The sequence below is a fragment of the Maledivibacter halophilus genome (assembly GCF_900167445.1).
Lineage (GTDB): Bacteria > Bacillota > Clostridia > Peptostreptococcales > Caminicellaceae > Maledivibacter > Maledivibacter halophilus.
On the sequence record NZ_FUZT01000001.1, the window covers coordinates 313682 to 328728 of the forward strand.

General features: G+C 27.7%; 12 protein-coding genes. All 12 read left to right on the top strand.

Features of this window, described 5'->3' with window-relative positions; translation table 11 throughout:
* Nucleotides 1-2 precede the first annotated feature (2 nt).
* The gene (locus tag B5X81_RS01490; RefSeq protein WP_079488804.1) at nucleotides 3-2981 is read left to right on the top strand and encodes a DEAD/DEAH box helicase family protein; all 2979 of its coding nucleotides are present in this window, start codon (nucleotides 3-5) and stop codon (nucleotides 2979-2981) included.
* A gap of 375 nt (nucleotides 2982-3356) precedes the next feature.
* A complete protein-coding gene (locus B5X81_RS01495; RefSeq protein ID WP_079488806.1) occupies nucleotides 3357-4469 on the top strand; it encodes an AAA family ATPase in 1113 nt (370 codons plus the stop codon).
* Nucleotides 4470-4493: 24 nt separating this feature from the next.
* The gene (locus tag B5X81_RS01500; protein ID WP_079488807.1) at nucleotides 4494-5732 is read left to right on the top strand and encodes a CpaF family protein; all 1239 of its coding nucleotides are present in this window, start codon (nucleotides 4494-4496) and stop codon (nucleotides 5730-5732) included.
* Between the two features lies 1 nt (nucleotide 5733).
* Entirely contained in the window at nucleotides 5734-6627 is an 894-nt protein-coding gene (locus B5X81_RS01505) for a type II secretion system F family protein (protein ID WP_244281972.1), read from the top strand.
* A 144-nt stretch (nucleotides 6628-6771) separates the two neighbouring features.
* Nucleotides 6772-7494 (top strand): type II secretion system F family protein, encoded by a 723-nt coding sequence (locus B5X81_RS01510; protein ID WP_244281973.1) that lies wholly within the window; start codon nucleotides 6772-6774, stop codon nucleotides 7492-7494.
* A 25-nt stretch (nucleotides 7495-7519) separates the two neighbouring features.
* Nucleotides 7520-7705 carry a Flp1 family type IVb pilin gene (locus tag B5X81_RS01515; RefSeq protein ID WP_079488810.1) on the top strand — a complete coding sequence of 62 codons (186 nt, stop codon included), beginning with the start codon at nucleotides 7520-7522 and terminating at the stop codon, nucleotides 7703-7705.
* A gap of 35 nt (nucleotides 7706-7740) precedes the next feature.
* Nucleotides 7741-8436, top strand: a complete 696-nt coding sequence (locus B5X81_RS01520; protein WP_079488812.1) for a hypothetical protein — start codon at nucleotides 7741-7743, stop codon at nucleotides 8434-8436.
* A gap of 14 nt (nucleotides 8437-8450) precedes the next feature.
* On the top strand, nucleotides 8451-10805 hold the full coding sequence (locus B5X81_RS01525) for a DUF5702 domain-containing protein (protein WP_079488813.1): 2355 nt from the start codon (nucleotides 8451-8453) through the stop codon (nucleotides 10803-10805).
* Nucleotides 10806-10815: 10 nt separating this feature from the next.
* Entirely contained in the window at nucleotides 10816-11856 is a 1041-nt protein-coding gene (locus tag B5X81_RS01530; RefSeq protein ID WP_079488815.1) for a TadE/TadG family type IV pilus assembly protein, read from the top strand.
* A 61-nt stretch (nucleotides 11857-11917) separates the two neighbouring features.
* Nucleotides 11918-12538: a prepilin peptidase gene (locus B5X81_RS01535; protein ID WP_079488816.1), complete on the top strand. Its 621-nt coding sequence runs from the start codon at nucleotides 11918-11920 to the stop codon at nucleotides 12536-12538.
* A 43-nt stretch (nucleotides 12539-12581) separates the two neighbouring features.
* Nucleotides 12582-14033, top strand: coding sequence for a DUF6382 domain-containing protein (locus tag B5X81_RS01540; protein WP_079488818.1), 1452 nt, complete (start codon nucleotides 12582-12584; stop codon nucleotides 14031-14033).
* A gap of 188 nt (nucleotides 14034-14221) precedes the next feature.
* Nucleotides 14222-15046, top strand: coding sequence for a PP2C family protein-serine/threonine phosphatase (locus B5X81_RS01545; RefSeq protein ID WP_079488819.1), 825 nt, complete (start codon nucleotides 14222-14224; stop codon nucleotides 15044-15046).
* Nucleotide 15047: the final 1 nt, after the last annotated feature.

Sequence of the window (15047 nt, forward strand, 5' to 3'; positions counted from 1 at the left end):
TAATGAATAAAGTTTTATTACAGACATATGTAGAAGAAAAATTAAAAAATAGAATTAATGTAAATGAGCTGGGCCTTGATTTTGAAGATTTTAATAAAAACGAAGGTTTTTTTTTGTATGACTATCAGATAAATGCGTTAAAAAATGCTGTAACTTTTTTAAAAGCATATTTTGACAGTGATGCATCAGATATATATGATTTTTATAGAAAACATATTTCCCGAGAAGATAAGAATATTTTATCAATAAAATCCGGAAATACAAGCTTTGAACTATTAAGAGAATATTTTAAAGTTGATGAAGACAAAATAAAATTTTATAATTTCACAAATAGAGCATGTTTTTGGATGGCAACGGGTTCAGGTAAAACACCTATTATTGTTAAATTAATTGAATTTTTATATGAATTAATGAAAAAGTCACTAATACCAACTAAAAAAGTGTTAATTGTTGCTCCAGACGATAAATTAATCAGTCAAATAAAGGAACATGTGGAGATTTTCAATAGATCTACCTCTAGAGCCAGTAGAATATATTTAAAAAATTTAAAGGAATATGAAAAAAATGCTTTTTCAGGATTAAATCCATTAACCCCTGATTCCCTAACTGTATATTATACAAGAGCTACTTTAATATCAGAAGAAAACAAAGAAAATCTCTTTGATTTTAAGGATTATATTGAAAAAGAAGGATGGTATCTAATACTTGATGAAGCACATAAGGGTGATCAGGAAAGTAGTAAAAGGAAACATTATTTAAATATATTGGCTAAAAATGGGTTTTTATTTAACTTTTCTGCAACCTTTACTGATTTAATAGATCAGGTAACTACGGTTTTTAATTTTAATCTTTCTGAGTTTATTAAAGCCGGTTACGGAAAAAATATCAAAGTATTGGATGAAGAATTTAGAAATTTTAAAGCCAGAAATAAAATGGAAGAAAAAGATAATTTAACAGATGATGAAAAAAAGAAGATAATACTTAAATCCTTAATTGTTTTTGCTGGAATAAAAAAGCAATATGAAAAACTAGGTATTTTTTCAAAGAAAAATAAAGTTGAATTAATGTATCACAATCCACTAATGATAACTATTTCAAATGAAATTAATACTAAAAATGCAGATATGAAGCTTTATTTTGAATATTTATCTGAAATTGCAAAAAAACCCGTTAGTAGTGAAATTTTAAATTCTATAAAGGGAGATATAATAAAAAATCTTGATAATAATTATGATTATATTATAGGTGATGAAGTTTTATCTTGGAATTTCAAAAATATAATTGCAGGAATAACCTATGAAGAGATTTTAAAATATGTATTTAACTCAAGGTCTTCAGGGGATATTGAAGTAAATGAGATTGGAAATAATAATGATGAGCTTTCATTTAGATTAAAAACTTCATTAGACAGTAAGCCATTTGCATTAATCAAAGCTTCCAATGTGAAATTATGGAAAAAAAATATTCTTAAGAATTATCTTTTCAATGATGATGTAGTAATAGAGAAAAGTAGGTTTTCATCTATACATGAAAATGAGAATGGTATAAATATACTAATGGGATCAAGGCAATTTATTGAAGGGTGGAATAGTAATAGGCCAAATATAATTAATTTTATAAATATGGGTACAGATGAGCTGAATACAAAACTGATTTTACAGGCTATAGGAAGAGGAGTTAGAATAGAACCTTTTAAAAACAATAGAAGAAGAATTCATAAAACAAAGAAATTTGTAGATTTTAACTATGAAGTTAGGGAAAAGCTTTTAGAAACTACTAATATCCTTGAAACTTTATTTATTTTTTCAACTAATAAACAGGTTATTAAAAATATAATAGAAGGTATAAATAAAGAAAAAAATAATTGGAAAAATATTAAAGGAATTAGGAAAAGCAGTATCAGAAAGACATTATATGTTCCTGTATATAAAGAGTTACAATACAATCCTAAAACTTTTAAAATTAGCAATAAGGATTATGATAGAGTTTCTAATTATATCAATAGGACTTCAAAAAAGCTTTTACTTGTTAGGGATAATTTTAAACTGGGAACCGTTGATAATATACAAAGAAAGGTTAGAATAGAAGGCTATGATGGAAAATCTTTAGATAAAACAGAAAAACAATTAATAAATATTATTGAGAATCATTATAATCAAAAAGGAAGGGCACTAAAGGGATTTAGAAAGGAAGAAAAAATAGATATACAACATTATAGTAAACTAAGGTATAACTTAAATACTAATAGTGAATTGTCTAAGCAGGAGCTAATAGATTTGGAAAAAGGTATTAAAAAGGTATTAAGCGGATTAGACAATAAATACAGCAAGGAACAATTAGGCATAGTTCAAGCGTTAAAGGCTTTGGGAAAGGAAGAAGCTTTAAAAAATGAAGCCATGCTTTTAGTGGCTGAAGATAAAAATATTAATGTGGATGAAATCTTCCATGAGGTCTCTTTGCAGGATTTAGAAACAAAATATAATGTTAAATTAAAGAATATCTCTTCACATTATTATAATCCAATCATTTTATCAGATGATAATAATAAGTATCAACATATAATAAAAGATAAAAGTGAAATTATATTCTTAGATAAACTGGAAGAATATTTAGCACAAAATAGAATAGAAAATTATGAATGGTGGTATTTTTCCCGGATAGATGAAAGTACAGATAATATATATATACCCTACTATGATACAGATAGGCAATGTTATAGAAAATTTTTCCCGGATTTTATTTTCTGGCTAAAGAAAGAAAATAAATATTATATTAAATTTATTGATCCAAAGGGATTAAGTAGAGAAACCAATCCAAAGGACAAAATAGTGGGATTCAGAGAAATATTTGATTTAACAAAAATGAAAATAGTTAATGATCATGTAAAGGTAGAGTTGTTATATTTTAACGATGAACATTATGAAGATCCTTTGTTAAATAAATATACCTTTTATGAAATAGAAAGACTTTTTAAAGATTGAGGAAATTGCATAATACATGTAAAGAATTTTAAAATACAAAATGTAGTAGAGAGTTTGAGGTGAGCTGTCTACATATTGTATTTTAAAATCAACAATGTTAATTATGCAAATTTCTGGATTAAATAATTAATGAAAAACGGACTAGAAACAGTGTATATTCAGCACTTGTTAAGAGTTCGTTTTTTATTTTTCATATAAAAATTATCATAAATCGACATATATTGAAACAGAAAATACCAAATTTGAAAAATATAGAAAAAGATGTAAATTAAGATTGAAATTAACAAATAAATGTAGTAATATAAATGTATAACTGGAATAAATAGGGATTTGCCTTATTGAAACAGCAGCAATATTAAAATAAGGGGGCTTCATATGTCAAAGCTGTATTTAGTAATTGGAGATAATGATGAGGCTTACGTTAAAGGTGTTTCTGACTATATATTAAATAATTATTCCCATCGATTTCAATTGAGATCCTTTACAAAGAAGGAGTACTTATTGAATTATCTATCCAGTGATGAAAGGAATATTGACATTTTCTTATTATGTCAGGACTGGTATAATGACTCAGCTTTAAAGAATGAGGCTAATAATCCAATTTTATTGTCAGAAGGCAGGATAATAAATGATAGTGATTGTCAAAGTATTAAAAAATATCAGAGGGGAGATAAACTGGTAAGCAGTATAATAGACTGCTTTGTAGAAAGCAATCCAAATAATTATTATACTTCGTGGGGAGATAAAAAAACTAAGGTAATTGCAGTCTATTCCCCCATAGGTGGTATAGGAAAGACATCAATAGCTGTAGGGGCTAGTATGAAATCTGCTGAGGACAATAAAACTGTATTTTACCTTAACCTAGAAAATATACAATCAACACCAAATTTTTTTGAATGTCAAGGTAGTAAGAATCTTTCTAATATATTGTATTACATAAGGGATAAAAAAAAGAATATTATATTGAAGATTGAAGGAATAAGATGTATAGATTCCCAATATAATGTTCATTATTTTTCACCTCCCGACAATAGTGTTGATTTAGAAGAGACAAGGCCAGAGGATATTAGATATTTAATTGACACCCTTAAAGCATCTAATAATTATAATAGAATTTTTATCGATATGTCATCAATAATAGATGGAAAAAACATTTCTATACTTAAAGCAAGTGATGAAATTATATTAGTAATTGGTATGGATGACTTATCAATAACAAAAACAAATTACTTGATAAAGGAGCTAGAAATGATTTCTAAAAGAAGTGAAATAGATTTATTTAAAAAGGTTTCCATTGTTTTAAATAAATACTCTTTAGATAAAATTTCACAAATAGATAAATTGAAATTAAAAGATAACAGTATAAAGGTAAAAATACCAGTGATGTCTGGGACACCAATTGGTTTTCAGAAAAATAATGGTACAAAATCAATAAAGAATGAGTTTGGATATGCTATTGATAAATTATTAAAAAGTATAAACTCATAAAGTCTATAGAGAGGAGTCTTTTTCTTGGATGACAAAAGAAAAAATAAAATAATAGAAGAAATAAAAAATATTGTTAATAATAATATAGATTTAAAAAAAGACCCTACCGATGAAGATATAGAAAATATAATTACAGAAACAGTTTTTGAAAAATCCAAGGAAAATTATTTGACTTTATCAGAAAAAAAAGAAATTATAAAAACAGTATTTAACTCAATGAGGCGATTAGACATACTTCAGCCCCTTATTGAAGATAAATCTATTACAGAAATTATGATAAATGGTCCTAATAATATTTTTATAGAAAGAAATGGAAAAATTACAAAGCTGGAAATTGTCTTTCAAGATGAGAAAAAGCTTGAAAATATAATACACTCCATTGTTTCAAAGGTCAATAGATCAATAAATCAATCATCTCCTACTGTAGATGCCAGATTATCCGATGGTTCTAGGATGAATGCAGTACTGCCTCCAATAGCCCTTAATGGTCCAATATTAACCATAAGAAAATTTCCCGAAAAACCTATGACAATAGATGAACTCATTAATCTTAAATCCCTGGATAAAAAAACTGCCAAAGTCCTTGAGTCTATGGTTAAAGCAAAATATAATATTTTTATTTGTGGCGGGACGGGTTCAGGAAAAACCACTTTTTTAAATGCCTTGTCAAATTTTATACCCTGTGACGAGAGAATTATTACAATAGAAGATTCTGCAGAGCTGCAAATAGTAAATGTTCCTAATATTGTAAGGCTGGAAACAAGGGATGCTAATACAGAGGGAAAGGGAGAAATATCAATAAAACATTTAATTAGGACATCCTTAAGAATGAGACCCGATAGAATCATAGTAGGTGAAGTGCGTGGGCCTGAAGCATTGGATATGCTTCAGGCTATGAATACAGGCCATGATGGTTCCCTGTCAACAGGCCATGCCAATTCTACCAGAGATATGCTTAGTAGATTAGAAACCATGGTATTAAGTGGAGCAGCCATGCCATTAGATGCAATTAGACAACAAATAGCATCTGCCATTGATATAATTATACATTTAGGAAGACTTAGGGATAAATCAAGAAGGATTTTGAGAATTGATGAAATTTTAGGATATGAAGATGGGGAAATACAGCTTAATCCATTGTTTGAATTCATTGAAAAAAGTGAGACTTATGACAAAAGAATAATTGGCTCCCTTGAGAGAACAGAGAATGAGATGAAAAATACATCAAAATTGAAAATGGCTGGTATATTTGTGGAGTTGTGAGGTGAAAAAATTGCTCATAATCAGTATAGTATTGGGAGGCTCTTTATTAGCAATAATTGTATTTATTTTAATTGAAGTTTTAAAAAGAAATAAATTTATAAAAACAAGAAAGAAATGCAAAAAAGATAATGTTGATATAACTAATAGGGACAGCATTGACTATAATGTTTATATTATGACAAAAAAAGAGAAAATGATTTATATATTAATTGCTTCAATAGTTATTTTCTTAATTTCATTTATATTTTACAGAAGCTATATAGTTTCAGCAGTATTAATACCTCTTTCATTTTTTTACCCAAAGATTAAAACTAAGGAAATTATTAAGAAAAGAAAAAATGACCTTAATTTACAGTTTAAAGAGGCATTATATGCCTTATCTTCATCTTTATCAGCTGGGAAGTCAATTGAAATGGCATTTAAAGATTCATTAAATGATCTTTCTATATTGTACCCTGACCCTAATACATATATTACTCATGAATTTCAATATATTATCAGAAAAATAGATATGAATGAAACCATAGAAGAAGCCCTTTCAGATTTTGCTAGGAGAGCCCATTTAGAAGATATAAATAATTTTGTTGATGTTTTCATTACCTGTAAAGGAATGGGTGGAAATATAGTAGAGATTTTAAAGAACACCTCAAATGTAATTGCCGATAAAATATATATTAAAAATGATATTAATATAATGTTGGCACAAAAGAAATTAGAACAAAAACTTTTAAATATAATTCCAATAGTACTTATATTACTACTATCACTAAATGCTAAGGACTATATGGAGCTAGTATTTGAAACGGCATTGGGAAAAGTTATGATGACTATTTCCATAATCCTTTTGGCAGGAGCCTATTTTATATCAAAAAAGATAATGGATATAGAGGTGTAGCAGATGGCATTTCTTTTTATTTTTCTTCTTATTATATTCATAATTTTATATGGCCCATCGAAGAAAAAATATCATAATTATATTCAGTCCTTAAATAAAAAGGAGTATCCTTTAAAGAGGTTTATTCCCTTAGGACTTTACATTATGAAATCTATCAAATACAAATACAACACAAAATATGATAGAAATCTTTACACAAAACTTATAGAGCTTTATGGTTTTAAGAATGCAAAATATTATTTAGAAATTCATTGGGGAAATAGAATAACATATGTTTTAATTTCGTTATTGGTAATATCAATTTTAGGTATGGGTATAGGTCAGATAGGCTTAGGTTTCATATTTCTTTCAATTGCAATACTAGGAGCCGTTATATATGGTCCCGATAGAGATTTAAATGAAAGATTAAAGAGAAGATATAGGATGATACGAATAGATTTTCCTGATTTTTTGAATAAATTAACACTTTTAGTTGATGCAGGGCTTACAGTGGAAAGAAGCTGGGAAAAAATTGCCTGTGAAAATAAGAGCAGTAGACCCCTATATGAGGAAATAGAAAGAGTTTGGCTAAATATAAAGGGAGGAAAGTCCCAGTCTGAAGCATATGAAGATTTTGCTAGAAGATGTAGAGCACCAGAAATTTCTAAATTCATTTCTGCAATTTTACAAAATTTAAGAAAGGGAAATGATAAGCTAATTACTATACTTAGAGTTCAAGCAAGTGATTGTTGGGAAATACGTAAAAATGAAGCAAAAAAACTTGGGGAAGAAGCCAGCTCAAAGCTGCTTTTTCCAATGATGATTATGTTTATAGCAATATTAATAATTGTACTGACACCAGCAGTGCTGCAATTGAAGGGGATGTAACTTTATTTTAAAGGGGGAAAAATAAATGTTAAAAACAATTAAACATCATTTGAAAAAGGAGGATGGACTTGGTACAGTTGAAATAGTATTACTTGTAGCTATATTAGTTGGACTTGCACTGATTTTTAAAGAAGCCATAGTAGAGTTTCTGCAAAGCATATTAGGTAATATTGAGGGAGTTAATATTGATCCCAAGGATTTTCCGGATTAAAAATAAAACCATTGCTATTAAAGGAATGCTGCTTTATGAAAAAAACCTATAAGAGACTAAATAATGGTGGAAGTATGACAGTAGAGGCCTCTGTGATTTTTCCAATAATAATTTTAGCAATTGCAGCAGCTATATACATATGTGTTTTATTATATCATCATGCATATATCAAAGCAGTCAGCAATCATGTGGCTCAAAGAGGTGCAGCTTGTTGGAGCAATATTTCAAAAATGAAAATAGATTCTAAAGATTTCAGGCTGGAAACTGGAAAATTGAAGACTTCAGAAGAATTGCTTAAGGAGGATTTATATCTAAGCAATAAAGAAGAAAAAATTAAAATAATGAAGACATATGCTTTATATAAGTTGAAGAAAAATAATATTTTAGAAAGTGAAATTTCTAAATTAGATATTAATGGTGATGAAAATATAAAGGATAAAGTAGATATATTTATTAAAGATTATATAGTCTATAAAGAGTTGAATGTCATAATAAAGAATTCCTATAAAATACCCTTTGGAGAAAGCCTAAAGGTTTTTGGTTTGGATGACAAATATAATATAGAGGTTCATTCAAGGTCAATCATAAAAAATCCCGCTGAATTAATACGTAATATAGATTTCACAGGAGATACACTAGAGGAATATGAAGTAACATCTGATTTTATAGAAAAATTTAAAAATACCATTAGTATAGTTAAAGAAAATATAGAAAGGTTTTTTTCAGAATAAAGGAGGAAAGGGAGGTGTATATAGACAGACAAAGTGGATCAATAACTGTGTTTTTAAGTATTATAATGTTGATTATGATTACACTGGCAGGAGTAATTGTGGACGCAGCAAGAATAAATACTGCCCAGTCTCAGATCCAAAGAGCTCTAGAAACCTCAGCTTCTTCTACCCTTGCAGGATACTATACCCCTTTAAGGGAAGAATATGGTTTATTTGCCCTGACTCAAAACAATAAAGAAGAGCTTGAAGAAATCATTACTGATTATTTGAGCAAGAATTTAATGATTGATAAGGCCTATTTAGATGAAAATAAAATAGGAAATTATGTTGATTTGTACGATTATAAAATTGAAGGCATTGAAGTAGATACCATTTTTAATCTAATGGAGAATCCTGTTACAAAGCATCAAATTCTTCAATTTATGAAGTATAGAGCTCCTAAGGTATTCACACAGGATTTTCTAGAAAAGTTAGACCTTTTAAAAAAATCTGGATCAACATCGGAAGTTTATAAAAGAAAAATAGAATTTGAAAAGGAATTAAAAAAAATAGAAAATATTCAAAGGGAAATATATAAATATATTTATGGAAAATACGAGGAGCGTATGTTTTTTCTTTGGAGTAAAGAAAAAAAGATGGAACATTTTGTGAGGAAGCTCAATGAAGGGGAATGTAAAAGACTAATAGAAAATTATATACAAGCTGTGGAAAGACATATAGAACTAAAGAAAAGGCTAGATAATATGGAAGATAAAAAAGCAGAATCGGAAGAAAGCAAGGAGAAATTAAAGGACAAAATCAGAAAGGCTAAAAGGGAAAAACAAAAGAAATACAATGAATTGACTAAAGATATTCGTGAATATATTAGAATGAATAAAAATGCTTTAGACAGTATTTATAAGCTTATAGCAGAAAGCAGAAATATTCACAATAAATTAGATGAATACAAAGAATATTTGTCTAAAAATAAGGATAATATAATGGAGGCTTCTAAAAAGGAGTTTAATGAAGAAATTGAAAAATATGATAAATTAATTCCCGATAGTAAAAGAGAAGAAAATAAATTAGAGGATATTGAAAAAAAGATAGGGGCAAATATAAGATTACTTGAAGGAAATGGGAGGAGTGGTTCAAGTATACTGAGTCTGATTGAAAAAATAGAACCAGGTAAAGCCAAGGATGATATAGATTATATCAAATCAGTAGAAAAAGATATTATTGATAAAATCAGGGCTTACAATAATAAGATTGATTATGATTATGACTTAGTAAGAGATAGAAAATCAGAATATAAAGCCTATGACCAAAGAGAAAACAATCAGGAAAAGGGAAATAGGAAGATTGATATTAATTCTAAGGATAAAAGTGAAAAAAGTATTACTATAAGTGATGAGGAATATTCTATACTTCCTTCTGTTTTGAAGAAAGAAATAAGGAAAAATAAAAGTAATGATAATTTAATGGATAGCAAAGGATTAGAAGGAATTGAGTTTTATGAAGATGAAGGTTTAGGATTTAGTGAATCTGCATTTTCATATCTCAAAGATATTACTGAAAAAATAAGACTAAAGGATATAAGGGATGAAATATATATAAATGAGTATATTATGGGTACATTTAAGAGCTATGTATCAGATATTAATGGAGAATTTGATCTGAGAAATATTAATAAAAATGAAAAAAATACTTATTTTAAAAAGAGCGAAGTTGAATACATTTTAAATGGAAAAAGGAATGAAAAAATGAATCAAGTTCTGACGGATTCAAAGATATTATTAATCAGATTTGGTTTAAATTCAATTCATACATTTACTTGTGAAAACAAAAAGAATATTGCCACTGCCACTGCAACAGCCGTAGCAGGATTGTATACAGGTGGAGCTGGTATCCCTATTATAAGGACTTTAATACTCTTAGGCTGGTCCATGGGTGAATCTATTTATGATTTAGATGAGTTAAAGTCAGGAAGAAAAATAGCCTTATATAAAACTGAAGATGACTGGAAGACGGATTTAAAGGGAGATAATAAGGAATTTATAGATAAAGAAATTGATAATGAAGAGGTTCAAAATACTTCTTCCGATAAAAAGGATTTTATGAACACTTCATATCAGGATTATTTAAGATTTCTTCTTTTAATTCAGGATCAGAATAAGACAATAAATCGAATTCAAGATTTGATTCAATTAAATATACAAAAAGAGACAGATAATATTGATTACAAATTAAAGGAAAATAATACATATATAAGGGTGAAAGCAGTAGTTTCTATAAAATATTTATTTTTAACTGGAGGCTTTATACCTGAGAATCTAAAGTTATCGAAAAATAGACATAAATTTGAATTAGTTATATATAAGGGATATTAGAGGTAATATTATGGATTTCTTTGTTTTTTCTATAGTATCATTTTATGAGAAAATATCAAATAAAATTTTTAGAAATAAAAAGGGTTCTTTGACTGTTGAAGCAGCCTTGGTTTTACCTGTATTTATTTGTGGAATTCTAACTATTGGTTTTATAACTAAAGCAGTTTATGCCCACGAAATAATACAACATTCCATAGATGAGGCAGCAAATGAAATGGCTGCATATAGTTATATTTATTATATAAGTGGAGTGGCTGATATAGATAAAACAATAGAGGATGGATTAGAGGAGAAGAAAGGAAAATCCCAGGAAGATATTAAAAAGATAGTGAAATCCTATAAAGAATTGAACATTACTATTAAAGATGAATCTATAATCCAAGATATAGTAAATGATCATGGGAATGATGTGCCAAATTTAGCACTATCAATGTGGGAGACAGGAATTAGCAAAGGTAAAACAGCCGTAGGTAATGGAATAATAAGAAATCATATAAAAAATCATGGATTAACCGATAGCAGATTAAAAAGTTTGAATATAGATAAATTAGATTTTAGTAGTTCTACATATTTTGAGAATAGTGAAGATATAGATGTTATAGTTAAATATAAATTAAGGATACCCCTACCAATAAAAATTATAGATTATATACCTGTAGTTCAAAGAGCAACTGTTAGAGCATGGATGGCAGGGGATGAATATCCAAGATCAATACAGGGAAATGATGAAGATAACAAAGAAAAAGGGAAGGATAGAATAGTTTATGTTTCTGAAAAAGGATCAAGATATCACAGATTTGGATGCTATTCAATATTTAAGGAAATTGAAGCATTGGATTTACAGTTTGCAAAGAATTTGAGATTAAAGCCTTGTGAAAAATGTAATCCTCCAATTGAAAGTGATTTTGGATATACAGTATTCAAATCAAAGAGAAGCAATGATGGAAGATATCATAAAAGGGGATGTACCCATTTGTTTAAGGATATTATTAAAATTCCTCTTAAAGAAGCAGAAAAAAAGTATAACCCATGTAAAATATGTAATCCATAGGAAAACTTATAAAAATATATTTGTATAGGGTTTAAATCTCTATATTATAGGAGTTAAAAGTATGTTATATATTTTTTTGTGCATTATCACATTTATTATATCCAGTATTATTAAATTGTATTTATATACTGGTGAAAATAAAGGTTTCTTCAAACATTTTTTTAATATATTTAGTAAAGAAAAAAAATTATTTCTTATCGATATTTTTTTAGTAGCGATATATTTCTTTCTTTACAAAAAATACGATTTTTCAATCTTATTTTTTTCAAATTCAATATTAATAGGGATTTTACTGCTTATCTCACTAATTGATATTAAAAGTAAAATTATTCCCAACAAATGTATCCTTTTAGGGATTGCTCTAGGAGCAATTGTCTTGGTTTTAAATGATAATATTTCAATTGTAGATGCATTTCTTGGATTTGTAATTTGTGGAGGAATAATAGCAACAATTTCAATTATAACTAAAGGAGATATTGGAATGGGAGATGCCAAATTATTTGGATGTATAGGTATTTTTTTCGGACTTCAGACTACCCTTGAAATAATGCTGATAGCCACAATAATTAGTGGACTTACGGGTCTTATTTTATTAACTCTTAAAAAGGTCAATAGAAAGACAGCTCTTCCCTTTGCTCCTTTTATATTTGTCGGGACCATGGTTATTATCATTTTCAGCTAATTAGCTAATTTTAAGGATTTTAATAGAACTGGGGGCGACATTAATGAAGGATATCATAGATACAAGATTTAAGTTTGAATATGAAAATGATTCAACAGCAAGCTATTTAGTTTTGACTATGGCTTCAGATGAAGATATTTTAGAATATCAGATGGGGATGATAGACAATAATAATTGTTTAGGGATTCTTGATCTTGATGCAAGGTATAAAAATGATGAAGTAAAGCTCTATTATAATATTACATCCAAATTAGTATTATCCCAGTTTTTACAAAGAAAAAAACTTAGTAAGATGGAGTTTATTGACATTCTTAGGGGCATTACTTATGTTCTATTGGAAAGCAGGGAATATTTTTTGTATGATAAAAGCTTTTTAATTCATGAAGATTATATTTATATTGATCCAAGTACCCTTGAAATAGGTATGGTATATCTTCCTATAGAATTTGAAAAGGATATAAACCAAAGTTTTAAAGATTTTTTGGTTAACCTTATTATTTCTCTAGCTAAAATTGATGAAAAATCCAGTGGCAATTATATCCAGAGAATCTTAAATTATATAAAAAAAGATATTTTCAGCATTTATGATTTTCATAAAATGCTCAATGAGATAAGAAAAAATGAATTTACTGTAATGTCTAAAGAACAAAATATACAACAGTGTAATAGTCAAGACTCAAATATTAAAGATTATTTTAATAATAAAGATATCTGCTTAAAACATGATTATCAAGGGAAAAATGAAAAAGGCCATATACTGCAAAAAGAATTAAATATAATAGGTTCATTAAAGAACAATGACGATCAATTAAGCAAAAATACTGTTAAAAAAAGATATAAACCTAAGTATATATTTATAGCAGTTTTGACACAAGTCTTAATAATCGTTGCTTTGATATTTAGCTTAGATTCAATCAAATCCTTAGCTGGTGGCGGATTTAGCACCTATGGAGGCATTACTTTAATTGTAGCTGCTGTTGATGTTATGCTATTTAGATATTTATTTAAGAAAGAAAATATGGAGGAAGTTGAAATAATAAAAAACATAAATATGTCAAAAAAAGAAATTATTAATTCAAAGGAGTTAAATTATTGTGACAAAGAATATGAAGCAGCGGCGGTGGACTGTAATATGATTGAAGACAAGTCTCTAAGTATTAATGAAACGGTAGTTTTGGATGAACAAGAGGAAGAATTGCCATATTTACAAAGAATAAATAATGGAATAATAGAAAAAGTATCTATAACTAAATCAAACTTTATCATAGGACGACTTGGAAATTATGTGGACTATTTAATAGAAAATAATGTTATAGGTAGAACCCATGCTGAAATACTATGTAGAGAAAAACAATATTTCATCAGAGATTTAAATTCAAAAAATGGAACCTTTCTTAATAGAGTTAGATTAAAAAGCAATGTAGAATACAAGATTGATAATGGAGATAATATTGAATTTGCTAATATTAAGTATACCTTTATTAATGAATTATAAAGTAACTAGCTATATTAGTTATTATGTCAGGGATTTTAATATTTCCTATGTGTTATAAAAATCACTTAAATGAAATATTAAAACCTCTTAAATCCCATTTAAAATTAAATTACTAGCACAATAGGTTAAAGTATATAAAAAGAATTTTCAAGTCAACGGGAAATCAGAGAAAAACTGAGGCGATAAATATGAAAAAACGAAGATTTTCTATTGGTACATTAAGTGATATAGGATATGTAAAAAAGACAAATCAAGATAGAATTCTAATAAAAATTGGTGAAGAGTATTTAGGGGAGTTTGGTCTTTTTGTAGTGGCCGATGGAATGGGGGGGCTTAAGGCCGGTGATATGGCCAGTGAGATTGTTATTAAAGAATTTAAATACTGGTGGGATAGTAGGCTGTCTTTAGTAGTTAAAGAAATGAATAAGATAAACTTAAATACAATTGGTGGAGAACTAGATAATCTTATATTTCATATAAATAAAAGAATAATTGAATTTGGAAAATCAATAAATGGTAGGGTGGGAACAACTTTGTCAATGCTTTTAATATATAGAGATCAATATATAATTAAGCATATAGGCGATAGTAGAATATATAAAATAAATGATGACATGATTATGTTAACTAAAGATGATTCCTGGGTGGCAGAGCAGGTTAGGCTAGGAATAATGAATATAGAAAAGGCAGCTAATCATCCAAAAAAACATGTACTTCTCAAGTGTATAGGAATAAAGGAAGAATTAGATATTTTTGAAAATAAGGGAGAGGTTTTCAAAGAAGATATATTTTTATTATGTAGTGATGGGTTTTATAATCTATTAATCAAGGATGAAATATTAAGAGCTCTTAAAGAATTTAAAGAGAATGATATGCAGAAGACAGTAGAAAAGCTTATGGGTATAGTGAAGTCAAGGGGAGCTCCAGATAATGCTTCAGTAATACTAATATATCAAAACTGCAGAAAAGAAAAAATAAATTTATATGAAAAGATAGTAAATATGCTAAGGTGAT

Coding starts and splice junctions, on each gene's coding strand:
- B5X81_RS01490 (WP_079488804.1), top strand. CDS start 3: ATGAATAAAGTTTTATTACAGACATATGTAGAAGAAAAATTAAAAAAT.
- B5X81_RS01495 (WP_079488806.1), top strand. CDS start 3,357: ATGTCAAAGCTGTATTTAGTAATTGGAGATAATGATGAGGCTTACGTT.
- B5X81_RS01510 (WP_244281973.1), top strand. CDS start 6,772: ATGAAATCTATCAAATACAAATACAACACAAAATATGATAGAAATCTT.
- B5X81_RS01515 (WP_079488810.1), top strand. CDS start 7,520: ATGTTAAAAACAATTAAACATCATTTGAAAAAGGAGGATGGACTTGGT.
- B5X81_RS01520 (WP_079488812.1), top strand. CDS start 7,741: ATGAAAAAAACCTATAAGAGACTAAATAATGGTGGAAGTATGACAGTA.
- B5X81_RS01530 (WP_079488815.1), top strand. CDS start 10,816: ATGGATTTCTTTGTTTTTTCTATAGTATCATTTTATGAGAAAATATCA.
- B5X81_RS01535 (WP_079488816.1), top strand. CDS start 11,918: ATGTTATATATTTTTTTGTGCATTATCACATTTATTATATCCAGTATT.
- B5X81_RS01540 (WP_079488818.1), top strand. CDS start 12,582: ATGAAGGATATCATAGATACAAGATTTAAGTTTGAATATGAAAATGAT.
- B5X81_RS01545 (WP_079488819.1), top strand. CDS start 14,222: ATGAAAAAACGAAGATTTTCTATTGGTACATTAAGTGATATAGGATAT.